The organism is Agrobacterium genomosp. 2 str. CFBP 5494, assembly GCF_900013495.1.
Lineage (GTDB): Bacteria > Pseudomonadota > Alphaproteobacteria > Rhizobiales > Rhizobiaceae > Agrobacterium > Agrobacterium pusense.
In genome coordinates, this window is sequence record NZ_LT009719.1 from 229,515 (window position 1) to 252,549 (window position 23,035).

At 59.8% G+C, this 23,035-nt stretch carries 21 protein-coding genes and 1 pseudogene; 7 read left to right on the forward strand and 15 right to left on the reverse strand.

Annotated elements, in window-relative coordinates; translation table 11 throughout:
• Positions 1 to 26: 26 nt before the first annotated feature.
• Positions 27 to 899 (forward strand): helix-turn-helix transcriptional regulator, encoded by an 873-nt coding sequence (locus AGR2A_RS15965; protein WP_080823151.1) that lies wholly within the window; start codon positions 27 to 29, stop codon positions 897 to 899.
• A 19-nt stretch (positions 900 to 918) separates the two neighbouring features.
• On the opposite strand, the gene AGR2A_RS15970 is transcribed toward AGR2A_RS15965, so the two are convergent.
• The 6 genes from AGR2A_RS15970 to AGR2A_RS15995 form a co-directional block, all read right to left on the reverse strand.
• Positions 919 to 1,218, reverse strand: coding sequence for a HigA family addiction module antitoxin (locus AGR2A_RS15970; protein WP_004444714.1), 300 nt, complete (start codon positions 1,216 to 1,218; stop codon positions 919 to 921).
• 55 nt (positions 1,219 to 1,273) lie between these two features.
• Entirely contained in the window at positions 1,274 to 1,555 is a 282-nt protein-coding gene (locus AGR2A_RS15975; RefSeq protein WP_004444715.1) for a type II toxin-antitoxin system RelE/ParE family toxin, read from the reverse strand.
• 77 nt (positions 1,556 to 1,632) lie between these two features.
• Positions 1,633 to 2,439, reverse strand: a complete 807-nt coding sequence (locus AGR2A_RS15980; RefSeq protein WP_080823152.1) for an ABC transporter ATP-binding protein — start codon at positions 2,437 to 2,439, stop codon at positions 1,633 to 1,635.
• Entirely contained in the window at positions 2,436 to 3,470 is a 1,035-nt protein-coding gene (locus tag AGR2A_RS15985; RefSeq protein WP_080823153.1) for a FecCD family ABC transporter permease, read from the reverse strand. The genes AGR2A_RS15980 and AGR2A_RS15985 overlap by 4 nt, the downstream gene beginning before the upstream one ends.
• Before the next feature lie 2 nt (positions 3,471 to 3,472).
• Positions 3,473 to 4,450, reverse strand: a complete 978-nt coding sequence (locus AGR2A_RS15990; protein ID WP_435653675.1) for a FecCD family ABC transporter permease — start codon at positions 4,448 to 4,450, stop codon at positions 3,473 to 3,475.
• Between the two features lie 62 nt (positions 4,451 to 4,512).
• Entirely contained in the window at positions 4,513 to 5,520 is a 1,008-nt protein-coding gene (locus tag AGR2A_RS15995; RefSeq protein WP_080823412.1) for an iron-siderophore ABC transporter substrate-binding protein, read from the reverse strand.
• A 221-nt stretch (positions 5,521 to 5,741) separates the two neighbouring features.
• Here AGR2A_RS15995 and AGR2A_RS16000 point away from each other — a divergent pair, with 221 nt between their 5' ends.
• Positions 5,742 to 7,862, forward strand: a complete 2,121-nt coding sequence (locus AGR2A_RS16000) for a TonB-dependent siderophore receptor (RefSeq protein WP_080823155.1) — start codon at positions 5,742 to 5,744, stop codon at positions 7,860 to 7,862.
• Positions 7,863 to 7,994: 132 nt separating this feature from the next.
• Here AGR2A_RS16000 and AGR2A_RS16005 read toward each other — a convergent pair whose 3' ends face one another.
• On the reverse strand, positions 7,995 to 8,888 hold the full coding sequence (locus AGR2A_RS16005; protein WP_022563809.1) for a helix-turn-helix domain-containing protein: 894 nt from the start codon (positions 8,886 to 8,888) through the stop codon (positions 7,995 to 7,997).
• Positions 8,889 to 9,110: 222 nt separating this feature from the next.
• On the opposite strand from AGR2A_RS16005, the gene AGR2A_RS16010 reads away from it, so the two are divergent.
• Positions 9,111 to 9,287 (forward strand): hypothetical protein, encoded by a 177-nt coding sequence (locus AGR2A_RS16010; protein ID WP_004444725.1) that lies wholly within the window; start codon positions 9,111 to 9,113, stop codon positions 9,285 to 9,287.
• Positions 9,288 to 9,413: 126 nt separating this feature from the next.
• On the opposite strand, the gene katG is transcribed toward AGR2A_RS16010, so the two are convergent.
• On the reverse strand, positions 9,414 to 11,585 hold the full coding sequence (gene katG / locus AGR2A_RS16015) for a catalase/peroxidase HPI (protein WP_080823156.1): 2,172 nt from the start codon (positions 11,583 to 11,585) through the stop codon (positions 9,414 to 9,416).
• Positions 11,586 to 11,790: 205 nt separating this feature from the next.
• Between katG and AGR2A_RS16020 the strand changes: the two genes are divergently transcribed.
• Positions 11,791 to 12,699 carry a hydrogen peroxide-inducible genes activator gene (locus tag AGR2A_RS16020; protein ID WP_037092575.1) on the forward strand — a complete coding sequence of 303 codons (909 nt, stop codon included), beginning with the start codon at positions 11,791 to 11,793 and terminating at the stop codon, positions 12,697 to 12,699.
• Positions 12,700 to 12,718: 19 nt separating this feature from the next.
• Here the strand turns inward: AGR2A_RS16020 and AGR2A_RS16025 are convergent, their stop codons facing one another.
• Positions 12,719 to 13,261, reverse strand: a complete 543-nt coding sequence (locus tag AGR2A_RS16025; protein WP_022563806.1) for an NUDIX hydrolase — start codon at positions 13,259 to 13,261, stop codon at positions 12,719 to 12,721.
• Between the two features lie 113 nt (positions 13,262 to 13,374).
• On the opposite strand from AGR2A_RS16025, the gene AGR2A_RS16030 reads away from it, so the two are divergent.
• The 3 genes from AGR2A_RS16030 (at position 13,375) to AGR2A_RS16040 (ending at position 15,902) form a co-directional block, all read left to right on the forward strand.
• Positions 13,375 to 14,019 carry a DUF47 domain-containing protein gene (locus AGR2A_RS16030; protein ID WP_080823157.1) on the forward strand — a complete coding sequence of 215 codons (645 nt, stop codon included), beginning with the start codon at positions 13,375 to 13,377 and terminating at the stop codon, positions 14,017 to 14,019.
• A complete protein-coding gene (locus AGR2A_RS16035) occupies positions 14,019 to 15,023 on the forward strand; it encodes an inorganic phosphate transporter (RefSeq protein WP_080823158.1) in 1,005 nt (334 codons plus the stop codon). The genes AGR2A_RS16030 and AGR2A_RS16035 overlap by 1 nt, the downstream gene beginning before the upstream one ends.
• Before the next feature lie 87 nt (positions 15,024 to 15,110).
• Positions 15,111 to 15,902, forward strand: coding sequence for a Ku protein (locus tag AGR2A_RS16040; protein ID WP_080823159.1), 792 nt, complete (start codon positions 15,111 to 15,113; stop codon positions 15,900 to 15,902).
• Positions 15,903 to 15,911: 9 nt separating this feature from the next.
• On the opposite strand, the pseudogene ligD reads toward AGR2A_RS16040, so the two are convergent.
• From ligD to AGR2A_RS16070, 6 genes and pseudogenes are all read right to left on the reverse strand, one after another.
• Positions 15,912 to 16,841 (reverse strand): annotated as a pseudogene (ligD, locus tag AGR2A_RS16045) (non-homologous end-joining DNA ligase); the annotation flags it as partial.
• Positions 16,842 to 16,905: 64 nt separating this feature from the next.
• A complete protein-coding gene (locus tag AGR2A_RS16050; RefSeq protein WP_034497990.1) occupies positions 16,906 to 17,733 on the reverse strand; it encodes a Ku protein in 828 nt (275 codons plus the stop codon).
• The gene (locus AGR2A_RS16055) at positions 17,730 to 18,017 is read right to left on the reverse strand and encodes a hypothetical protein (RefSeq protein WP_004444758.1); all 288 of its coding nucleotides are present in this window, start codon (positions 18,015 to 18,017) and stop codon (positions 17,730 to 17,732) included. The genes AGR2A_RS16050 and AGR2A_RS16055 overlap by 4 nt, the downstream gene beginning before the upstream one ends.
• Positions 18,018 to 18,058: 41 nt before the next feature.
• Entirely contained in the window at positions 18,059 to 18,952 is an 894-nt protein-coding gene (locus tag AGR2A_RS16060) for an SDR family oxidoreductase (RefSeq protein ID WP_080823161.1), read from the reverse strand.
• A gap of 245 nt (positions 18,953 to 19,197) precedes the next feature.
• Positions 19,198 to 21,537 carry a bifunctional diguanylate cyclase/phosphodiesterase gene (locus AGR2A_RS16065; RefSeq protein WP_080823162.1) on the reverse strand — a complete coding sequence of 780 codons (2,340 nt, stop codon included), beginning with the start codon at positions 21,535 to 21,537 and terminating at the stop codon, positions 19,198 to 19,200.
• A 185-nt stretch (positions 21,538 to 21,722) separates the two neighbouring features.
• Entirely contained in the window at positions 21,723 to 22,826 is a 1,104-nt protein-coding gene (locus AGR2A_RS16070; RefSeq protein WP_139786405.1) for a hypothetical protein, read from the reverse strand.
• Between the last annotated feature and the right edge of the window lie 209 nt (positions 22,827 to 23,035).

Sequence of the window (23,035 nt, forward strand, 5' to 3'; positions counted from 1 at the left end):
TGCATTATTGCACTTTTGGAGGTTGAATGCCGCTGCACAGCCAGTTTGCCGCCAATCGCGTGGAGATCACGGCACGCACCTTCGCCTCCTCGCTGCGCGTATCGGAATTCCGGCTGGAAGCAGACAGCGCCCACATGCTTTTGCTTTCTGTCGGGGAAGCGGAGATCACGCAGGGCGATAAGAGGCTGGATGTCCCTTCGCCGGGGCTCATCTGGCTGCCCATAGGCCCGGCCGGCCGCGTGAGACTGAGCGCCGGAAGCCGCGGATCGCTGTTGACGACCACCGAAATCGGGCTGGCTCACGCGATGCCGACGGGCACGAGCGCAAACGCCGTACGCGCGATACTGCAGCGTATTCTGGTACAGACACCCGAAGAACAAGACCAAAAGGAACTGGAGGCTTATCTCCAGACAATCGCGAGCGAAAATGTCCGCGCAGCGACCGGTTCCGACACGATCATCGCCAGCCTGCTCTGCGTCACCCTTGTCCGGGTCTGTCAGCACGCCATCGCCGATGTTGCTGCCGCCGTCTCCACCCCGGGCGGCCTCACCGAACGTTTCGTCCTTCTGGTGAGCCAGCACAAGCACGATCAATGGGCCGTCGAAGATTATGCACACCATCTCGGCGTTACCCGCGAGCGACTGGGATTCGCGGTCCGCAAGGCCACGGGGCTTTCGCCACAGGCCTATATCCACCGGGAACTCCTGTCAGAGGCGCGCGATCTTCTTCTGAACTCTTCGCTGCAAGTCGCTGAAATCGCGTTTCGACTGGGGTTTCAGGACCCCGGCTACTTCAATCGCTTCTTCACCCGCAACGAGGGGATCTCTCCTGGCCGTTTCAGAAGAACGGCAAGGCAGAAGCAGAACATGCCGCCGCCATCCTATGCGGCTTGGCCGTGATGGGACAGGAGGCTGACAACTACGCGGCTTCCAGTTCCTTGATATTCGCAAGGTCCGTTTCCAGCCTCGCTGCAGCCGCCTTAATGTCAAAAGCGTTCTGCAAGTTCAGCCAATATTCCGGGGTGGTCTTGAAAAACTTTGCCAGACGCAAGGCGGTGTCCGCGGTGATACCAAGTTTCTCTCCCGCAATCCGTTCTATGCGGGTGCGCGGAACATTGAGGTGCCTTGCGAGCGCGTATGCCGACATCCCCAGCGGCTCAAGATAGAGTTCCCGCAGGATTTCGCCCGGATGGATCGGAGGCGATTTACTGATTGTCATGCTCGCTGGCCCTCCTTGGCCGATTTGTCATGAGCCTCTCCACGAGAATAACCGACTAGTGATAGTCGGTTATTTCCACGCTTTCCGGCCCTGCTTGCGTCCAGACGAAACAGATGCGCCACTGCTTGTTGATCCGGATCGAATATTGGCCCTCACGGTCGCCGGAAAGCTTTTCCAAACGATTACCGGGCGGTGACCGAAGGTCTTCAACCGTGTTTGCCGCATCCAAGATTGTGAGCAGTTGCTGGGCGCGGCGTAGCATATCGGAGGGAAATCCCTTCTTCACAGATCCGTCGTCAATCGAAGCAGTCAGCTTGTTTTTGAAAGAACGGATCATCGCCTGCCTCTTGATGTTCGTATCATAAATAGATACGCGCAGAAGTCAACGAAACCGTATCTCAAAGAGATACGTTATTATTTCCCCTGCACGGTCCGATGCCGCCCGATAGGCAGCATCATCGGCTTGCCCGACGTCGGGTCCGTGATGACACGGCTTTCAATACCAAAAACGTGGCGGACATTTTCTTCCGTCAACACGTCTTCCGGCGTGCCGAAGACATGCATCTTTCCCTCGCTCATGGCGACGAGATGATCGGCATAACGGGCTGCGAGATTGAGATCGTGCAAGACCATGACGATGGTGGTCTCACGCGACTGGTTGAGGTCTGTGAGAAGGTCCAGCACCTCGACCTGATGGCTGATATCGAGGAAGGTGGTCGGCTCATCCAAGAGCAATATGTCGGTCTGCTGGGCAAGCGCCATGGCGATCCACACGCGTTGCCGCTGACCGCCCGATAATTCATCCACCGGCCGTTCGGCAAGCTCGACCGTGTCGGTGGCGACGAGTGCTGCGGCAACCGCTTCGTCATCCTCACGTGTCCAGCGTGCGAACAGGCCGTGATGCGGATGTCGTCCACGGCTGACGAGATCCGCAACCACGATACCTTCAGGCGCTATCGGCGATTGCGGCAGGAGACCCATCCGCTGAGCCAGTTCGCGGGAAGGCAGACGATGGATCGACTTGCCGTCAAGCAGGACCTGACCGGCGCGCGGTGTGATGAGCCGCGACATGCTGCGTAGCAGAGTGGACTTGCCGCAGGCATTCGCGCCGACGATAACCGTGATCTTCCCGCGCGGGACGGTGAGGTCCAGCTCTTCTATGACGAGGCTGTCGCCATAGCCGGCCGAGAGCCTGCTTAGGGAAAGAGAGTGGCCGGTCATAACGAGCCTCCGCTGCGGTTGACCCGCACGATCAGATAAATCAGATAGGGCGCACCGAGCGCACCGGTGACGACGCCGACCGGGTAACGGCCGGGCAGCAGGAACTGGCCGCAATAGTCACCCGCCAGCACCAGCACCGCACCGACCAGTGCGGCGGGAAGGAGCAGCGATCCATTGCTGCCAACGATACGCGCTGCAATTGGTCCGGACAGGAACGCAACGAAGGCGATCGGCCCCGAGACGGCCGTAGCAAAGGCGATCATGCCAACGGCTGCGACGATGACGATGATGCGTGTTGCCCCGACCCGAACGCCGAGTGCCGCGGCGGCATCATCACCGAGCCTGAGCGTCTCGAGATCCCGTGCACGGCTGAGAAGCAGGCCGCCGAAGAAAACCAGCGCGATGGCAAGCGGCAGTGTCTGGGCAAGTTTGGCGCCATTGACACTGCCGGTCAGCCAGCGCATCGCCTCCTGCAATGTCCAGGCTGGCGCGACGGAGAGAATATAGGCGATGATGCTTTCCAGCATGGCGGAAACACCGATGCCGACAAGGATCAGACGCGTTCCGGCCACGCCGTTGCGGAAGGAGAGGAGATAGACCAGCAGGGCGATGCCAAGGCCGGCGACGACGGCGACAACCGAGACCAGCGGTCCGTTCATCTGCAATACGACGATGGCAAAGACGGCGGCGGCGCTGGCGCCGGAGCTAATGCCGATAATGTCGGGGCTGGCGAGCGGGTTGCGTAGCATGATCTGAAAGGCGACGCCGCCAAGGCCGAAGCTCAGCCCCGCCAGCACCGACAGCAGCGCGCGTGGCAGGCGCAATTGTCCGACGGTGAAGCTGACGCCGGCGATGTCCTCGCCGAGCAGCACGCGGATCACCTGACCGGGCGGGGTGAATGATTGGCCGAGCGTCAGCGTAAGCCCAAAAGATGCGATGAGAAGCGTCAGCAGGCAAAAGATGACGACACGGCGCCGGCCCTGCCGACGGTGGCGGTTGAAACCCAGCGTTTCGACGACTGACGGAAACATGCTCACAGCTCACGCACCCTCTGCCGTCTGACGATCCAGATGAAAAAGGGTGCGCCGACCAGCGCCGTGACGATACCGACATCGAGTTCGGAGGGCCGCGCGACGATGCGGCCGACAACATCGGCGGCCAGCAGCAGGCAGGCGCCTCCAAGTGCAGAAAACGGGAGGAGCCAGCGATTGTCCACCCCGACCAGCGAGCGGCAGAGGTGAGGCACCACCAGACCGACAAAACCGATCGGGCCGCAAATGGCGGTGGCAGCGCCGCACAGAAGAATGGCACCGAAGGATGCCATGGCTCTGGCGACGGCAACGTTTTCTCCAAGGCCGGCGGCCAGCTCGTCGCCAAGCGCCAGTGAATTCAACTTCCGCGCCGAAAGCAGGCTTACGACGAAACCGGCAGCCAGAAAGGGCAACACGGTCTCGATACGTTCGAAGGTCGCCCCGCCGACACCACCGACCTGCCAGGCGCGGACGCCGCCGGCGATATCGCTACGCGGCAACACCACGGCGATGACGAGCGACGAGAAGGCGACGGAGGTGGCGGCACCCGCAAGTGCGAGTTTCAGCGGCGTGGCCCCGCCTCGCCCGAGCGAACCGACAACATAAACGAAGATCGCGGATGCCCCCGCCCCGGCAATTGCCGTGACGATGAAGGCCTGAGCCGAAGCGATGCCGAACCAGACGATGCCGATGACAACGGCAAGCGACGCCCCCATGTTCACGCCGAGAATACCGGGGTCAGCAAGCGGATTGCGCGTGACCCCCTGCATGATCGCGCCGGCCAGCCCCAGCGCGGCACCGGCTATAAGCGCAAGCACGGTGCGCGGCAGGCGCACAGCAACCGTCGCTTCTGCAACCGTTTCGACACGGCCACTCACCCCACCAAGAATATCCGCAAATGAGACCTCACGCGTGCCGATGGCAACCGACAACGCACATAGCAGCCCGAGAAGCGCCAGCACCGCGCCAAGCCACGCCATCCGCACGCGGTTCGAGCGCCCGGCCAAAAGCACGGCAGCCGCTTTGCCGGATCCGGACACTGTCACTGTGATTTCCCGGACTTACCGGCGGCCCTTGCCAGAAGATCGGCATAGTCCTTCAACACCCATGAAATCGACAGAGGCGTTGGATTAGAAGCCGTGCCGAGCGGATCGCGCCCCAGCATAACGACAGCATCGTTTGAGACGGCGGGCATCCGGGCGAGAAGCGGATCAGCGCGCATGGCATTCAGCAGCGGCTCGCTACCATAGGTCACGATGATATCGACATCGTCGAAGGCATCGACGCGCTCGGCGCTGATACCGGCAGCGAATTGCCCAGGCCTCGTTGCCTCCGCGACGCTTTTGGGGGACGCAAGGCCAAGATCTTTGAAGAACTTCACTCTGGTATCATTGGCCGTATAGAAATTGACAACGCTGAGATTTGTGGCGTCGAGATGGGTGACAAACATGGCCGACTTGCCCTTCAGTTGCGGGTGGCCGGCAACGACCTCGGCTATTTCACCCTCGATGCGCCTGATGAGCGCCTCCCCTTCTGCGGCCATTCCAAGACCGGCGCTATTCAGCCGGATCATGTCGCGCCAGTCCGTCGCCCATGGCGAGACAGGATAAGCGACCACCGGCGCGATCTGGCTGAGCGTGTCGTAATCCGACTGGCTGAGGCCGGAATAGGCCGCGAGGATGACATCCGGCTGCGTTGCCGCCACAGCCTCGAAATCGATGCCGTCACCCTCGTCGAACAGCACAGGCTTTGGCGCGTCGAGCTCGGCTAGCCGCTTCGCCACCCAGGGCAGCAGCCCGTCACCGTCATCATCGCCGAAGTTGGCGGTGGCAAAGCCGACGGGCACGATGCCGAGCGCCAGCGGCACCTCATGATTGGCCAAGGCGACGGTAGCGACCCGCTCGGGCTTCTTCGCAATCGTCGTCGTGCCGAACGCGTGTTTGATGATGACGGGATAGGGTGCCGTCTCCTCCGCCACAGCTGTATTCTGTGCGATCACGGACAGAAAAAACACGAAGACCGGTAGAAGACCACAAAACAGGCGGGGCATGAGCGAGGCTTTCAAAGTTCAAAAGTGGACTTGAATTCTCAGCTTCAATTGCCCCCGTCAAGTCCGGTGAGGAAATGCTTCCGCAACAGCGGTGAAATTTCCGGGGTTTTGTACAAAATCGCAAAAATCTACAATACCGGACAAACTTTCTCAAGTTATTGGGCGCATTGAGAGTGGTCCGTGGAAACGGCGATCGGGGCATTAATTTCTGGAACCTACCAATGAATATCGAAATCCAAGGCAGAAACCGCAAAACCGCGCGACGTCTCCACGGGAAAGCGGCGCTGCTGGCCTGCACGGCGCTTGCCGCATCCACGCCCGGCCTTCTCGTGGCGCAGGAGGCTGCCAACACGGGCGGCAGCACGGTTCTGGAGACCATCACCATCGACAGCGGCGACAATGATCAGAAATCGATCGTCGCCACCCGCACGACGAGCGGCAGCAAGATGGCGACCGATATTCTCGACACACCTGCCTCTGTCTCTGTCATCACCGCCAAGGAAATGCAGCAGCGCGGCGTGCAGACGGTGGAAGAAGCACTGCAGTATACCGCCGGCGTCACCACGGATTTTTACGGCTCCGACGACCGTTTCGACTATTTCAAGATTCGCGGTTTCGACGCTTACATGTACCGCGACGGCCTGACGCTCGGCCGCCCCTTCGGCGCGCTACGCGAAGAAACCTATGCCTATGAGCGCGTCGAAGTCTTAAAGGGCGGCAATTCTACCACCTTCGGCGTTTCGGACCCCGGCGGTTCGGTAAATTACGCCACAAAAGTGCCGAAACATGCGCGCTTCGGCGAAGCATATGTGACCGGCGGTTCTTATGGCCGCGCCGAGACCGGCTTCGATTTCGGCGACAACATCACCGGGGACGACACTCTGTCCTATCGTCTGACCGGCAAGCTTCGCAACGCCGATGCGGAATATGACTATTCCCGCGACGACGAGAAATTCTTCATGGGCGGTCTTACCTGGCGTCCAACCGACGCCACCAGCCTGACTGTCGTTTACGACCATCTTAACAAGGATGGCGTTCCCGGTGGCGGCGGCCATCCCGTCGGCTCGCATTTCGACCGGAGCCGCTTCTTCGGAGAACCCGACTACAACTATCGCGGCACGAACCGCAACTCGCTGAGCGTGATGTTCGATCACGATTTCGGATCCGGCCTGACCCTGAGTTCCAACGCCCGCTACAGCAAGGCGAATACGGACTTCGGTTATGCCTATATATCGTCGACGCCGACCAACGGTTCGACCATCGCCAATCGTTCGTATTTCGGCAACGACACCGAGACCGAAAACTTCCTGATCGACACGCGCCTGCAATATGACACGCGGTTCGACAACGTCGAAAGCCGCAGCCTGGTCGGTGTTTTCTACAATGACTACACCTCCGGCAGCAAAAGCTACTTTGGCGCTGCACCGAGCATCAACTGGATGAACCCGATCTATACCGGCGCGCCCTCTTCCGTGCCGCTCTATGCGGACTCCCTGACGGACCAGAAGACAAGAGCGCTCTATCTGCAGCAGGACCTGACCTTCTTCGACAGGCTCACCATCAGCGCCGGCCTTAGAAACGACTGGATCGACACCGACCAGACAAACCGGCTGAACCGCACGACGGCGAGCGGCGACATCAGCGAACTCACGAAGCGCATTGGTGTGTCCTACAAGATAACCAACGAGATCGCGCCCTATATCAGCTATGCTGAATCGGTAGTGCCCGCCTCCGGTCTCACCGTCGAGCCGGAGCGCGGCGAACAGATCGAACTCGGCGTGAAGTACCGGCCGGACGCTTTCCCGGCTCTCTTCACTGCCTCGATCTACGATCTGAAAAAGAACAACATCACCGTCACAAGCCCGATCACCAGCCTGCCCACAACGATCGGCGAGGTGCGTGTGCGTGGTCTCGACCTCGAGGCCAAGGCTGAGGTCACAGACAGTCTCAGCCTGACGGCAGCCTATTCCTATCTCGATGCGGAAATCACCGAAAACGGCACTGGCGGCAATGTCGGCAACAGGCCGCAGTTTGTGCCCGAACATCAGGCCTCACTATGGGTCAACTATACGCTTGCGGGCAACGACCATTTCGGTGACATGACGTTCGGTCTCGGCGGCCGCTATACCGGCGCCTATTATTTCGACAACGCCAACAAGGTCGAAACCGGAAGCAGTGTGACCGTGGATGCGGCATTCAGCTACAAGATCCAGGAAACCGCCTCGCTGGATGTCAATGTCTCCAACCTTTTCAACGAAAAACACGTTTCTTATGGCGGGTTCGGAGCAGACTTCTACAATCCAGGCAGGGCGTTTTCGGTTACCCTGCGCAAGACATGGTGATGTAAGATATCCACAAAATTTCAATATATTGTGGATATTTCCAGATGCACGATGTCATGCTCTGGCTTGCCCGAGATTCAAACAGGCGGTCGCCCACCACGGCCTACGCATCAGGACGCAAATCCCGCCTTTTCAAAGCAGCCTGTGCAGACGTCGCCAGGCAGCGGGCGTGTTACCCACGGACTGACGGAAAGCCTTGGTGAGATGAGCCTGATCGGAAAAACCGAGCTGGGCAGCAATATCGGCCACCGTCAGATCGCCTTCCAGCAGAAGTTTCTGTGCGGCATCGATACGCCGCTCAAGTTGCCATTGCAGAGGTGTTTTGCCGGTTGTCTGGCGAAACACCGTGGCGAACCAGCTTTCCGACAGCCCGACAATATCGGCCATCTCGGCGACCGTCATGCGGTCATCACCGCGCTTTTCCACGCGGGCGAGTAACCGGTTCATTTGCGCCTGCGTCAGCCTGCCATTGGCCTGCTCGGGCGTTGGTTCGGGAATATCCAGCAAGCCGGCAACAATACTGCCGACGAGGCTTTCGGCATAAAGCGGATGTTTCTGCGGCTCGGCCAGTTCATCCACCATCAGGCGCGCCAAGGTTTCCACTCCGCCGATATCCTGTATCTCGACCGGACGGCGTAACGCGGTCATGGCCGCCGAACCGCCGACCGCCGGGGACAGGAAGCGCAGGAGCCGGTCCTTGTGAATATGCAGGTTGAGATGGGAAAAACGATGCGTGGCGTTGCTGCCCGTCCACATGGGCACGCCTGCCGGCACGTAAACCGCCCGCGTCATCGGCCGCGAATGCTGCGAAAGCTCGCCGTCGCGATTTGATATGCGGATCCGTGACGAGACGTCGTTGAAGAAAATCATGATGCGCGGATCGGCGGCGAGATAATACCCTTTCGCCCCCACTTGGCTCTCCGCCTCCCAGAAAGCGCTGACCAGCCCGTCGAACTGGCGCCACTTGACCGGCGCGGTGACGCTGATCCCTTCCGTGTACCAGGTCATGGAATGCCAGAAACCCAATGCAATTACCGTCCGGTTGTCGAGCCGAGGCCGAGGCGTGGAAACAAACGTGGCACAGGGTAGTCGTGGCGATCACCCTGCACGCCGCCATAACATGACTTATCTATTCATGTTAATAGCAAAGATCATTATGAATAGAAACATTCTCCCCCCAAATGGCTGGAACCTCTGCCCGGGACGACCGTTGAATTCCTGACAGGAACCAAACGAGGGAGATTATTCATGGACCGCAACAAGGAACCCGGCGACTTCGCAGAGAAGAAGCGCGAGGAACAGGGCCGCGGCGTCATCGTCGCCGGACCGGATGCCCACGAGAATGAAAAGAGCGGCAGAACGCCGTCGCAAGGGGCGGAGAAATCATCCCCGGAGCGTCCGGTGCCGTCTTCCGACCGTCGGTGAGCCGCCGCCGCGTCCAGCACAGTTGCGCAACGCGTGTGAGGGCGCCAAGCCGATCTACGAGAAGTCGAAAACAAAAGCGCCTCCCCGATCACTCAGGGAGGCGCTTCTTAATGGCAAACAGGCTCGTTACAGAAGATCGAAACGGTCCGCGTTCATCACCTTCGTCCAGGCGGCGATGAAGTCGCGGACGAATTTTTCCCTGTTGTCGTCCTGTGCGTAGACTTCCGCATAGGCACGCAGGATCGAGTTCGAGCCGATCACGAGATCGACACGAGTGGCGGAGTATCGTGCCACGCCAGTCCTGCGGTCACGAATCTCATAGAGATTGTTGCCGGTCGGGACCCAGGAATAGGCCATATCCGTCAGCGTCGTGAAGAAGTCGGTCGTCAGGGCGCCGGGCTTGTCAGTGAACACGCCATGTGCCGCACCGCCATAATTGGCGCCGATGACGCGCAGGCCGCCGATCAGCACTGTCAGTTCCGGCGCAGTCAGGCCGAGAAGCTGGGCGCGGTCCAGCAGCAGTTCTTCGGGGCTGACAACATAGCCCTTCTTGATCCAGTTGCGGAAACCATCCGCCAGCGGCTCGAGCGGAGCGAAGCTGTCAGCATCCGTCTGCTCGGCGGAAGCGTCGCCGCGGCCCGGTGCAAACGGCACGGCGATATCGAAGCCAGCCGCTTTCGCGGCCTGTTCCACGCCGTAATTGCCGGCCAGAACGATGACATCCGCGATGCTCGCACCGGTTTCACGGGCAATCGGCTCGAGAACCGAAAGCACATGGGAAAGACGGGCGGGCTCGTTGCCTTCCCAATCCTTCTGCGGGGCAAGACGGATACGTGCACCATTGGCGCCGCCGCGCTTGTCCGAACCGCGGAAGGTGCGGGCACTGTCCCAGGCGGTGGCAACCAGATCTGCGACCGGAAGACCCGAAGCGGCGATCTTGGCCTGTACGGCAGCCACATTGTAGCTCGTGGAGCCTTCAGGCACCGGGTCCTGCCAGATCAGGTCTTCTGCGGGAACGTCCGGTCCGAAATACCGGGATTTCGGCCCCATGTCACGGTGCGTCAGCTTGAACCAGGCGCGGGCGAAGACTTCGGAGAAATGATCCTGATCATCCTTGAACTTTAGCGAAATCTCACGGTAGATCGGATCGACCTTCAGTGCCATGTCGGCATCGGTCATCATCGGGATGGTGCGGATCGAGGCATCCTCGACGTCAACAGGCTTGTCTTCTTCGGCAATGGTGATCGGCGCCCATTGCGATGCACCGGCGGGGCTGTGCGTCAACGTCCACTCATGCTTGAACAGCATGTCGAAGAAGCCATTGTCCCACTTGGTCGGATGGCTCGTCCACGCGCCTTCAATACCCGAGACGACCGTATCACGACCGATGCCGCGGCCCTTGGTGTTGATCCAGCCGAGGCCCTGATATTCCGGGCCTGCGGCTTCGGGATCAGGGCTGAGATTGGCCGCGCTGCCATTGCCGTGCGACTTGCCGATCGTGTGGCCGCCGGCGGTGAGCGCCACGGTTTCCTCGTCGTTCATGCCCATGCGCGCGAAGGTCTCGCGCATCTGCGCGGCCGTCGCCAGCGGATCGGACTTGCCGTTCACGCCTTCGGGATTGACGTATATGAGACCCATCTGCACGGCGGCAAGCGGGTTTTCCAGCGTTTCCGGCTTTGTCACGTCGCCGTAACGACCGTCGCTCGGCGCCAGCCATTCCTTTTCATCACCCCAATAGGTGTCCTTTTCCGGAGCCCATATGTCTTCACGGCCGAAGGCGAAGCCGAAGGTCTTCAGGCCTGCAACGTCGTAGGCAATGGTGCCCGCGAGCGCGATCAGGTCTGCCCAGGAAATCTTGTTGCCGTACTTCTTCTTGATTGGCCACAGCAGGCGGCGGCCCTTGTCGGTGTTGACGTTATCAGGCCAGGAATTCAGCGGCGCAAAACGCTGGTTGCCGGTGTTGGCGCCGCCGCGGCCGTCCGTTACGCGATAAGAGCCGGCGGCATGCCAGGTGACACGGGCCATCATACCCACATAGCTGCCCCAGTCAGCCGGCCACCAGTCCTGGCTGTCGGTCATCAGGGCCCGAAGATCGGCCTTGAGGGCCTCGACATCAAGCGTCTTCAGCGCGTCGCGATAGTTGAAGGAGGTGCCAAGCGGATTGGTCTTGGTGTCGTGCTGATGAAGAATATCGAGGTTCAGCGCGTTCGGCCACCAGTCGGTCACCGATTTGCCGGAAGCCGTATTGCCTCCGTGCATGACGGGACATTTGCCAGCCGGTTTTGAAGTTGCGTCCATTTCGCCCTCCGATGGGTTTAGCAATTAAACAAAATAAGTTCGACACGGGCAGCGGTATGAATCAGCGTTCGCAACGGGTTACTGCCAACCGCAGCGACACCGACGGCCTTTCACAGCTACAGCCTCTTTCTGTCAGGACGATGACTAGCAGGCGGGTTCCATAATTTCCAATTGTATATTCTAAAGGGGGCGATATGCTGAGCTTATGATTGCGCTCTCCATGAAACATCTCCGTTATTTCGACGCTCTGGCCAAGATCGGCCATTTCGGGCGTGCTGCCGAGGCCTGCGCCATTTCGCAGCCCGCCCTTTCGCTCCAGATCCGTGAACTGGAAGAACTGATCGGCGCACCGCTGGTCGAAAGAGGCAACCGGCAGATCAGGTTGACCGCTCTTGGCGAGGAGTTTGCCGACCGCACCCGCGCGATCCTTCAATCGGTCGATGAGCTGCAGGATCTGGCGCGGGCTCGGCACGGGCCGCTCAGCGGCCGCCTGCGCATCGGCGTCATTCCGACCGTTGCCCCCTATCTCCTGCCGCAGGTCATCAAGACGCTCACCCGGCATTATCCCGGACTGGAAGCACGCCCGCGCGAGGCGGTGACACAGAAGCTCATCGAAGACCTTCTGGAGGCCCGACTGGACATGGCCATCGTCGCCCTCCCCGTCTCGGAACCGTCGCTGGAGGAAATCCCGCTGTTTTCCGAGGAATTCATCCTGGTGCGGCCGATGGAGGATGCGGGCATGCCCGTGCCGAGCGCCGACAAGCTCGGCGAAATGCGCCTGCTGCTTCTGGAGGAAGGCCACTGTTTCCGCAATCAGGCGCTATCCTTCTGCAGCACCACGAATGCGCCGCCCCGCGTGCTGATGGAGGGCAGCTCACTATCTACCCTGGTGCAAATGGTCGGCGCCGGCATCGGCGTCACACTCATTCCACAAATGGCCGTCGACATGGAGACAAGGCAGTCCACGGTCTCGGTCTTCCGTCTGGCGGAACCGCGACCGTCCCGCACCATCGGTATCGTGTGGCGGAAGAGTAACCCGCTTTCGGCGCAGTTCGCTCATATTTCGGAGATCGTCCGAGATTGTGGTCTTCAGAAGCTCGGCCTCACATCCTGATGGCTACGATCTCAGGTCTTCATGCACTTCGGCCTTGCGGGCCCTTCCGTTTGCCCTTTGGCCTGAAATCGACCAGCAGCGATTTCAGCTCGATATCCCTGACCCTTCTTGCGGCCTCGTCCGGGCGAACCCATTCCACCAGGCGCTCGCCACGCTCCTTGAATTTGGTTTCCGCGCCCGTCACCTCGATCTGAAACACGTCCACGACGCAGGGCACGACTTCGCCATCATCGAGCATCTTGAGATAGGTATAGCGGCCGACCGCTTCCTTTCTGACCCGGCCACGAACACCGGCCTCCTCCCAAGCCTCAATTGCCGCGGCCTCATGGGGCTTCTTGCGCTTCATCGGCCAGCCGCGCGGAATGATCCAGCGACCGCTGGTGCGTGAGGTAACGAGCAGGATTTCGACATTGTCATCGCCCCCGCCATATCTAAAGCACAGCGCAGCATATTGCTGCCTGAAAGCGCCTGTGAAGAGCTTTTCCGGAACCGCAGCAAGCTGCTGAAGCAATGTCAGGGGGCGGGCCGGGCGGGATTTCCGGCTTTTTTTCGTCGATTTCATATCCGTTGATAGTGCTGATTTTCCGGGTTGCATCAATGCCCCGCGTGCATTTATGACAGTTTTATGACAATTACCCCCCACAACATTAAAAGCGCCACTGAGGGCCAATTCGCATGATGAGCTTTTTCCGCAAACTGATGCCGCGCGAGGATCGTTTCTTCGACCTGTTCAGCAAACATTCCGAAACCGTCATCAAAGCGGCCGAAGCCCTGGACAGCCTGTTGAGCGGCGTCGATGTCGAAAAAAACTGCGATCTCATCGTTGCCCTCGAACATCACGGGGACGACATCACCCGCGACGTGTTACTTGCGGTGCGACGCAGTTTCATTACGCCTTTCGACCGCGGCGATATCAAGGACCTTATCCAGTCCATGGATGACGCCATCGACATGATGCACAAAACGGTCAAAACCATCCGTCTCTTCGAGCAGAGCGAATTCGACCCGCTGATGAAGGAGATGGGCCATGAGATCGTGCGCGCGGCTAGCCTGATCGCAGAGGCCATTCCGCTTCTCGAAAAGGTCGGCACCAATGCCCAGCGCCTGTCATCGATCGCCGAAGAGATCACCCGCGTCGAGGGGCGCTCCGACGACCTGCACGACCAGGGACTGAAAGACCTGTTCCGCCGCCATGGCGCCGCCGGCAATGCCATGGCCTACATGATCGGCAGCGAGATCTACGGCGAACTCGAAAAGGTGGTTGACCGCTTCGAGGATGTGGCCAACGAGATCAGCGGCATCGTTATCGAGAACGTCTGATGGATGTCGCACTTGCACTGCCGCTGCTTGTCGGCCTGATCGCCATTGCACTGTTCTTCGATTTTCTGAACGGTCTTCACGACGCCGCAAATTCCATTGCGACGATCGTTTCCACCCGGGTGTTGCGGCCGCAATATGCCGTTGCGTGGGCTGCCTTCTTCAATTTCATTGCCTTCCTCTTCTTCGGCCTGCATGTGGCGGAAACGCTCGGCACCGGCATCATCGATCCGGCCATCGTATCTCCGCAGGTGATTTTCGCGGCGCTGATCGGCGCGATCGTCTGGAACATCGTCACCTGGATTTTCGGCATCCCCTCCAGTTCGTCGCACGCCTTGATCGGCGGCCTCGTTGGCGCAGGTCTGGCAAAGGTCGGCTTCAATTCCATCGTCTGGTCGGGGCTGCTGAAGACAGTCGGCGCAATCTTCCTGTCACCGGCAATCGGCTTTTTCCTCGCGCTGCTTCTGGTGCTTGCGGTATCGTGGCTTTTCGTGCGGCAGACGCCCTTTGCAGTCGATCGCACCTTCCGCGTCATGCAGTTCATCTCCGCCTCGCTATATTCGCTGGGCCATGGCGGCAATGACGCGCAGAAGACCATGGGCATCATCGCCGTGCTGCTGTTCAGCCAGGGACATCTCGGGGAGAGTTTCTACGTGCCTTTCTGGGTGGTGATTTCCTGCCAGTCTGCCATGGCGCTCGGCACCTTGTTCGGCGGCTGGCGCATCGTGCATACGATGGGTTCAAAGATCACGCGGCTCAACCCGATGCAAGGTTTCTGCGCTGAAACCGGCGGCGCATTGACACTGTTCGGCGCCACGTGGCTCGGCATCCCGGTCTCCACCACGCATACCATCACCGGTGCCATCGTCGGCGTCGGGGCCGCACGGCGCGTCTCCGCGGTGCGTTGGGGACTGGCCGGCAACATCGTCATCGCCTGGATCGTGACCATGCCGGCCGCGGCACTGATTTCCGCTTCCGTTTACTGGCTGACATCGCTGTTCGGCTGACTCCCTGCTCCATCGGCCCCTCCCGGAACAAAAACCACACCGTGGCTGTTTGATCCGGGAGATCAACGGGCAAGCGGATCGCGGGAAATGGCACGTCAGGTTTTCTGGAAGGGTTATCTGAAGCTGTCGCTGGTGACGGCTTCCGTATCGGTGACACCTGCAACGACAGAAGGCAACAAATACCGCTTCCACGTTCTCAATCGCAAGACCGGCAATCGCGTCGAAAGCCGTTATGTCGACAGCGTCACCCATCGCCCCGTTGCGGCGAAAGACCAGGTGAAGGGTTTTCCCCGTGGCGAGGACGATTATGTGCTGCTCGAGGATGACGAGATCGATGCCGTAGCGCTCGAAAGTACCCGCACCATCGATATCAAGACCTTCGTGCCAAAAGGCTCCATAGACTGGATCTGGTACGACCGACCGCACTTTCTTCGCCCGGAAGACAAGATAGGCGCCGAAGCCTTCAGCGTCATTCGCGAGGCCATGACGGCAAACGGCGTTTTCGGCATTGCCCGGCTTGTGCTCTACCGGCGGGAACGGGCCGTGCTGCTGGAACCTTCCGGCAAGGGCATCATCCTGTGGACATTGCACTACGGCGAGGAGGTGCGCGAAAGCATCGACGCTCTCGATCCGAAGATGAAACTTGAAAAGCCGCTGCTGCAGGCCATGGAAAAACGCATTTCCAGCCAGATGACGGAGTGGAAACCGACGTTGGTTCAGGACCCGATCCAGAAAAAGATCAAGTCGCTGCTCAAGAGCAAAGGCAATGAAGCGCCCGCCTCGAACAAGAAGGCCGGCACCAAGGCCCGAACCGGCGGCAACGTCATCAACATCATGGACGCTTTGAAGAAAAGCATCGCGGCCGAAAAGAAGCGCTGAGACGCGGTCTTAGCGCGCCTTTTTCGGCAAAACCTCCGCGGCGGCAAAAAAGCCCTCCCAGGGATCATTCTTCAGTGCGGAAAGACGTGCCCCGATATTGTTGACCGTGAAGTGGGCAGGACCGATATCGGCCGTGAGTTCGGACCATTCGAGGGGGGCGGAGACCGCCGCACCCGGCCGCGCCCGGGTCGAATAAGGCGCCACCGCGGTATTGCCGCGACCGTTGCGCAGATAGTCGATGAAAATCCGGCCTTTGCGTTTTGCCTTGGTTGCGACCGAGAGATACCTGTCCGGCTCGGCCTTCGACATCTCTGCGGCCATGGCTTTGGCAAATGCCTTGACTGCCGTCCAGCCCGCCTGCGGCTTCAGCGGGGCAACTACATGAAGCCCCTTGCCGCCTGATGTCTTGACGAAAGCTGCCAGACCCGCCGCTTCAAAACGCCGCTTCAGTTCGAGCGCCGCCTCTATCACATTCTCCCAGGAGACATCCTCGGCGGGATCTATATCCATGGTGATCATATCCGGCTTTTCCCAGCTCGCGGTGGTCGCTCCCCACGGGTGGATTTCAAGCGCCGCAGACTGCACGAGCGCCATCATGCCGTCAAAATCGGTGATGCGGATCAGGGGCTCACCGGCCTTGTCCTTTGGATCCCTGATCTGTTCTATGGCCTTGTTGATGCCGCGCCAGGCGTGTTTCTGGAAAAACCGCTGCCCTTCTATACCCTCCGGGCAGCGCAGCAGCGCCAGCGGCCTGTTGACCACGAAGGGCGCCATCTGCTTCCAGACCTGGGCATAATAATCGGCAAGACCTTCCTTCGTCACGCCGTCATCCGGCCAGTAGAGGCGCTCCGGGTGAGTGAACTGGATGGCAGACTGCGGCGGCCTGGTGTCGTTCACGGCCTTCTCCTCGCGTTCAATTTCTTGAGCAGGCTTATCCTTCGTCCTTTTGGGCTCAGGGTCTTATCGAAGCTGCCTTTGGCGTTATGGGTCTGCAATCCATGGATCAGCTCGCTTTCCGCGACGTCTTGCGGCCTGACGGCTTCGCTTTTTTTCCAGCGTCTTCCCTTGCGCTGCGACGAAGCGCCTCCTTGAGATCAATCACATTGTCATGTTTCTGCGGCGCCCGCTTGCGGATTTCCCGGCCTTCAATCTTGGCTTTCACCAGCTCCGCAAGGGCATCGTTGTAACGGTCGCTATAATCGGAGGGATCGAAGGTGCCGGCCCGCGTTTCGATGATATGACCGGCAAGTTCCAGCATTTCGTCATCGAACTCGATGTCCGGGATGGATTTGAAGACGGTGTTCTCTGCCCGAACCTCGTAACCAAAGTTCAGCGTGGTTGCGACGAGCGCCCTGCCGCTCGGCCGGATGAGGACCACGCGGTTACGCCGGAACAGCACGGCCTCTCCGAGGGCAGCAACATTTTCGTCTTCCATCGCTCTGGCGAGAAGCGTCAGCGCCTCCTCGCCACCTTCCTGTGTCGGCGCTAGATAATAGGACCTATCGAAGAAGAGCTTGTCTATGTCGTCGCACTGGAGGAAATGCCGGATGCGGATGACCTTGTCATTTTCCGGCATCAGCTTTGAGATTTCGTCACCCTCGATGACGATGTAATCGCCATTATCGCGTTCGTAGCCCTTGACCTGCTCGTCCCGTTCGACCGCCTCGCCGGTATCACTATCCACATATTGCCGCTCCACGCGGTGCCCCGTCTTGCGGTTGACGATGTTGAACGAGATTTTCTCCGACGAGGTGAGCGCGGAATAAAGACCGATTTCACAATTCAAATCACCAAAGACCAAATGGCCTTTCCAGCTTGCCCTCCTGGTCATGACGCCCGCCCGTGATTGTCGTTACGCGACGAGCGCCCGCCATTCCGGTCTGCGGCAAGAATGCGCTCGATGGCAGGAACGTCCGCTTCCGCAAGGACCGGCACAGGGTCGGAGGCCATGGCCTCCAGCACTTCAGGGGAAAGGCCGCCATTGCGAATGACCCATTCCATGGCTTCCCTCGTCTGCCTCTCCGCCTTCAGCTGCGCGTAAAGGGCCAGTATCAGCCGGTCGCGTACATCGAAGGGTTTTGCGTCCGTTTGTGAACGTCGTTCGTGCCTTTTCATGTCTGCTCCTCGACCAGCCAGCTGGCGACAAAGTCATTGCCTCAGGCAATACCCTTGCCGCCGGTCACGCCGTAAACCTCGCCATTGATAAAACTGCCGTCCTGCGATGCGAGCAGGACATAGACCGGCGCAAGCTCCACCGGCTGGCCGGGGCGGCCAAAATCGCTATCCTTGCCAAAATTGCGCACCTTTTCGGTGGGCTGGCCGCCGCTCGGTTGCAGCGCCGTCCAGAACGGGCCCGGTGCGACAGCGTTGGCGCGCACACCCTTGTCTATCAGCTGCTTCGCGAGCGCTTTGGTGTAGGCCACGATGCCCGCTTTTGTGGTCGCATAATCCAGCAGGATTGCAGAAGGCTCGTAGGCCTGTATCGAGGCCGTGGTGATAACGGAAGCGCCTGGCTTGAGATGAGGAACGGCGGCCTGCGCAATCCAATGAAGAGCATAGAGATTGGTCTTCATTGTGCGGTCGAAATCTTCGGTCGACAGCTCCTCGATATTCTCGCGATATTGCTGTCTTGCGGCATTGATTACCAGAATATCCAGGCCGTTCAGATCGCCAGCCGCTTTTTCGACCAGTTCGCGACACCACCCTTCATCGGTAATGTCGCCGGGTAACGCCACCGCCTGACGGCCCTCTGCCTCGATGAGCGCGACCACCTCCTCGGCGTCGGATTCCTCTTCAGGAAGGTAGGAGATCGCGACATCCGCTCCTTCTCGTGCGAAAGCTATTGCCACCGCACGGCCGATGCCGGAATCGCCGCCCGTTATCAGCGCCTTGCGACCGGCAAGTTTTCCCGAGCCCCTGTAGCTCTTCTCCCCATGATCCGGCAGGGGCGTCATGTTGGTCACGAGACCCGGCATCTCCTGCTCCGGCGTGGAAAAAGGCGGGCGCGGATACTGGCTGCGCGGATCCTGGGGCTCGAGGCGGTCTGTCATTGCGGGCTCTCCCAATAAAAGGTGTCTATTCGTCGCGCGCGGCCCGGGAAAAGCTGATCCGACAGCTTTGTCCGGGCGGTTGTCCGGCGCCGGAAGTGGCAGCGACAACACGGCGCGCCACACGCAATCCTAACGATCTGCGCAGGCTCTCGTTCCATGAAATCAGGCTGGGAGGATGAATGGCCGAGCGTGGAGGCCGACATGGAGATGGCCGGCAGCGCGCCCCACACGCTGCCGCGCCTTCTTCAAACGGTATATTTCTTCCGGGTGGTTGTGCCCGCGGCCTGTGCCGGCGCCACATCCGGCTTGCCAAAGAGATAGCCCTGAGCCTGCGCGCATCCTTCATCGACGACCATGCGATATTGCGCATCGGTTTCGATTCCTTCCGCCGTTACCGGCAGATCGAGGCTGCGGCCGAGGCCGATAACCGCGCGCACGATGGCGCGGGCATTGTCGTCATCGCTCATGGCGGCAATGAAGCTGCGGTCGATCTTGATCTTGTCGAAAGGGAAGCTCTGCAGGTTGCTGAGCGAAGAATAACCCGTACCGAAATCGTCCATGACAATGGCAACGCCAAGCGCTTTGAGCTGGGTCAGAATTGTCAGCGTCGCCTTGCGGTCTTTCAGCAGGGCAGCTTCGGTGATCTCCAGCTCCAGCCGGTTGGGCGAAAGGCCGGTCTGCATCAGGATGGTGCAGACGACATGGCCCAGATTGGCCAGGGAAAATTGCAGCGGCGACACATTGACCGCGATTTTCAGATGCGGCGCCCAGGTGTTCGCCTGACGGCAGGCCTCGCGCAGCACCCATTCGCCGAGCGAGATGATGATACCACTTTCCTCGGCGATCGGGATGAACACGTCCGGCGGCACCACGCCTCTTGTGGGATGCTGCCAGCGCACCAGCGCCTCATAACCGACGACCTCACCGCATTCGACGGAAAGGACCGGCTGGTAATTCAGCACGAGCTCATCACGATTGATTGCCAGCCTCAGATCCGTCTCGAGCTGGCGACGCTCGCGCGCCTCCTGATCCATCAGTGGGTCATAAAAGGCCAATATGCCACGGCCGCCCATCTTGGCCCGATAAAGCGCGAGATCGGCGGCATGCAGGATGCTTTCGTCATCCTTTCCGTCGCGTGGAAAGACGGCAATACCGATGCTGACACCGACGGCGGTCGGATCATTGGCGGCATTCATTTTCAGGGCGAACATGGCGAGGATCGTCTCGGCAAGCAGGCGCGCTTCTTCCGCCTTGGTATGCCGCGCGGTCAGAATGACGAACTCATCACCACCGAGCCGGGCGACCACATCGCCAGATCTCGCGCATTCATCGAGAATCGCCGCGACTTTCTTGAGAACCCTGTCGCCTTCGGCGTGGCCGAATATATCGTTGACCGCCTTGAAGCGGTCGAGATCGAGCGCGAGCAGCGCAAATTCGTCGCCCTCGCCGCAATGTTCGATCTGCTGGCGCAGCCGCGTCTGGAACATGGTGCGATTGGAAAGGCCGGTGAGCACATCGTGGCGGGCAAGATATTCGATCTCCCGCTGCGCCTCACGCTTCTCCGTCAGGTCGCGAATGGCCATGACCTCGCAGGGACGACCTCGGTATTCGATGGTGCGCACGGCGAGTTCGAACACCTGCGCGCGGTCGGCGCGCTCACGTATGGCCTCTACGGGCGCATTACGGGGTACATAGACGGGTTGCCCATCCGCGGCCCGGAAAAGTTCATCGGGATTCTTTCCGACCAGCGACGTTTCACCGCGCCCCAGCAGGCCTGCGAAACGCGTATTCAGCTCGACGATGCGGCCATCGCGCACGACCGCAAGGCCGTCCAGTGTCGCGTCGACGAGACCCTTGAGGTCGACGAGATACCGGTCCACGAGCGCCGCAGTCGCCGTTGCGGAAAGGATCAGGAATGTCACGCCGGAAACCGCGCCGATCATGATCAGCCGGCCGAGATTGTCGGGGTCTGGTCCGGAAATGGAGGGATCGGGTGAGAGAACGGTGGCCGACACCGCAGTGAAATGCAGCGCGCAGATTGCAAGGATCGACGCTGCGGCGGGAAAAACGATGCGCTTCCAGGAGCCGAGGCGGTGAAACAGACAGGAGGACAGAAGAAAAAACGCCCAGGCGACGGCAAAACCGCCAAGAACAGCCCCCCATTCGTAGCTGACCGTGGCGGCGACATCTATTCCCGCCATTCCGACGAAATGCATGACGGCAACGGACAGCGTCACCAGGGTGGCAGAAATCACCGGGCCGTAGATTGCCTGCGTGCGGGCATTGAGCGCCAGCCAGAAGCCGAGTACGGCAAGAACGGCCGAGAGAGCGGTGAAGGAAAAATCGAAACCGATGGGAACAGTGCCCTTATAGGCGAGCATGGCGACAAAATGGGTGGCCCAGACGCTGAGCCCCGCCGCAAAGGCGGCAACCAGGACCCAATAGGGCTTTCGGCCGGAAGGACTTTCCTCAGCGCGCAACAAGAGGTGAAAAAAGGCGAGCATTCCCAGCAGACAGATCAATGCCGCAAGAAGCACGATCTCCCAATCGTGTTGGACGGCAACGCATTCCAGCACCGTGAACATGATGCACTCTCCCAGCCTCTGAAGAACCGCTCACGATGGCACTATGAAAGTGGTTTATTTATAAATCTCTAATGCAACTATTGATATCTGCCTCTTCTCAACAAGAATCCTGAGTAGAGTCCGGGCCGGTGTGCCAGGCTGTAACGCTTTTGGCAAACCGACCCGACGGCAAAAAGGAAAACCCTTTATTTCCAGCTTTGATAATCCGCAGCGGCGCAGCCAAACGGAGCCCGGCCGTCAGAGAAGCGTTCTTGCAGGCGGGCGCAGCCCCACTCGTTGAGTGCCGCCGGCAGCATGTTGTTGATGTCCATGCCGGGGGAATTGAATTGCGACGGAGCGCTTGTGACATACCACAGCCAGTAGCCCATCACCGCCACCATGATGACGGCGAGGATGGCGACGAAAGTCCCGAGCCGGCGCAGGAGACCGGGCCCCTTGTTCATCGACGCGGCCTGGGCGGCGGCAGCCTCCTGTGTCTCGTGCGCGACCATCGGGGCGAGCGATGCGAGAGCTTCCGCCCGCTCCTGTTCCGTCAGGTCGATCCGCTCCAGCTGATCGTCAAGCAGGACAGGCAAGGCGCCGTTACCATGCAGGACTGCAAGTGCCACATCCTGTTTGCCGGTATTGCCGATGACAACTGGAATGCGACCCCGTTCCAGATGCGTGAAGGATTGCCGCTTGGTTTTATCGTCTCTGACCGTATCGGCATAGGTCACGAAAAGACGGCTGCGTTTTTCTGCAACGGCCGTCAGCGCCACCGGAATAACGGTCAAAGGGGCCGGGTTGCGTAGCTGCAGGCGGACCCGCAGCATGCGGACAAGTGTGAACAGCATGGCGAGACTGCCGAAACCAAGCAGAAAGACGAACACGCCGAGTGTAATGATGCGGTTCCAGAGCATGTCCAGACCCAGCGAAATCGTTGCGAGTTCCGGGTTCTTCGCGGAGATGACCAGCCCGGTTTCGTAATCGCCGGAATGGAGATCGACGAACATGACCTCGACATCCTTCTTGTAGCTCACGCCCGCATGGTCGTAGGAAAGATCGGCCTTGCAGGTCGTGAAGATCGCCTTGCGTGTCTTGCAGCTGCCGCTGATATCGCCGTTTTCAATCTCCAGCGGATCCTGGCTGATCTTGTAGTCACGCACAACGCCCGGGCCTTCGGCTACCAGCATGACAATCGTGATTACGAGAAGCACGGGAACGGAGAAATAATAGGCTGCCGGCACCGAAATGACGCCGCGTTTGAGGCTGAGTGGCCGAGACGGAAGTTTTATCTGTGCAAGGTTCATAGTCGTCAACGCATTCTTCGGGAGGTAGGTGAGCGGAGTTCGCGACTCTCGCCCGACGGAAGGAAAAGTTGCCGCACGGTCTAAACCGATGAAGTCCTTGAGAAAACCCCCTGAAATTACGGGATGGTGCGCGACTATTTCCCGTACAGGCGCTGTATTCCTGGTCAATGTGCGGGAGAAGACTCTGGCGCATGGGCCCAGTCACGCAT

Excerpts from the sequence above, each read along its gene's own strand:
- AGR2A_RS15965 (WP_080823151.1), top strand. The coding sequence starts at position 27 with ATGCCGCTGCACAGCCAGTTTGCCGCCAATCGCGTGGAGATCACGGCA.
- AGR2A_RS15970 (WP_004444714.1), bottom strand. The coding sequence starts at position 1,218 with ATGACAATCAGTAAATCGCCTCCGATCCATCCGGGCGAAATCCTGCGG.
- AGR2A_RS15975 (WP_004444715.1), bottom strand. The coding sequence starts at position 1,555 with ATGATCCGTTCTTTCAAAAACAAGCTGACTGCTTCGATTGACGACGGA.
- AGR2A_RS15980 (WP_080823152.1), bottom strand. The coding sequence starts at position 2,439 with ATGACCGGCCACTCTCTTTCCCTAAGCAGGCTCTCGGCCGGCTATGGC.
- AGR2A_RS15985 (WP_080823153.1), bottom strand. The coding sequence starts at position 3,470 with ATGTTTCCGTCAGTCGTCGAAACGCTGGGTTTCAACCGCCACCGTCGG.
- AGR2A_RS15990 (WP_435653675.1), bottom strand. The coding sequence starts at position 4,450 with ATGGCGTGGCTTGGCGCGGTGCTGGCGCTTCTCGGGCTGCTATGTGCG.
- AGR2A_RS15995 (WP_080823412.1), bottom strand. The coding sequence starts at position 5,520 with ATGCCCCGCCTGTTTTGTGGTCTTCTACCGGTCTTCGTGTTTTTTCTG.
- AGR2A_RS16000 (WP_080823155.1), top strand. The coding sequence starts at position 5,742 with ATGAATATCGAAATCCAAGGCAGAAACCGCAAAACCGCGCGACGTCTC.
- AGR2A_RS16010 (WP_004444725.1), top strand. The coding sequence starts at position 9,111 with ATGGACCGCAACAAGGAACCCGGCGACTTCGCAGAGAAGAAGCGCGAG.
- katG (WP_080823156.1), bottom strand. The coding sequence starts at position 11,585 with ATGGACGCAACTTCAAAACCGGCTGGCAAATGTCCCGTCATGCACGGA.
- AGR2A_RS16020 (WP_037092575.1), top strand. The coding sequence starts at position 11,791 with ATGATTGCGCTCTCCATGAAACATCTCCGTTATTTCGACGCTCTGGCC.
- AGR2A_RS16025 (WP_022563806.1), bottom strand. The coding sequence starts at position 13,261 with ATGAAATCGACGAAAAAAAGCCGGAAATCCCGCCCGGCCCGCCCCCTG.
- AGR2A_RS16030 (WP_080823157.1), top strand. The coding sequence starts at position 13,375 with ATGATGAGCTTTTTCCGCAAACTGATGCCGCGCGAGGATCGTTTCTTC.
- AGR2A_RS16035 (WP_080823158.1), top strand. The coding sequence starts at position 14,019 with ATGGATGTCGCACTTGCACTGCCGCTGCTTGTCGGCCTGATCGCCATT.
- AGR2A_RS16040 (WP_080823159.1), top strand. The coding sequence starts at position 15,111 with ATGGCACGTCAGGTTTTCTGGAAGGGTTATCTGAAGCTGTCGCTGGTG.
- AGR2A_RS16050 (WP_034497990.1), bottom strand. The coding sequence starts at position 17,733 with ATGACCAGGAGGGCAAGCTGGAAAGGCCATTTGGTCTTTGGTGATTTG.
- AGR2A_RS16055 (WP_004444758.1), bottom strand. The coding sequence starts at position 18,017 with ATGAAAAGGCACGAACGACGTTCACAAACGGACGCAAAACCCTTCGAT.
- AGR2A_RS16060 (WP_080823161.1), bottom strand. The coding sequence starts at position 18,952 with ATGACAGACCGCCTCGAGCCCCAGGATCCGCGCAGCCAGTATCCGCGC.
- AGR2A_RS16065 (WP_080823162.1), bottom strand. The coding sequence starts at position 21,537 with ATGTTCACGGTGCTGGAATGCGTTGCCGTCCAACACGATTGGGAGATC.
- AGR2A_RS16070 (WP_139786405.1), bottom strand. The coding sequence starts at position 22,826 with ATGAACCTTGCACAGATAAAACTTCCGTCTCGGCCACTCAGCCTCAAA.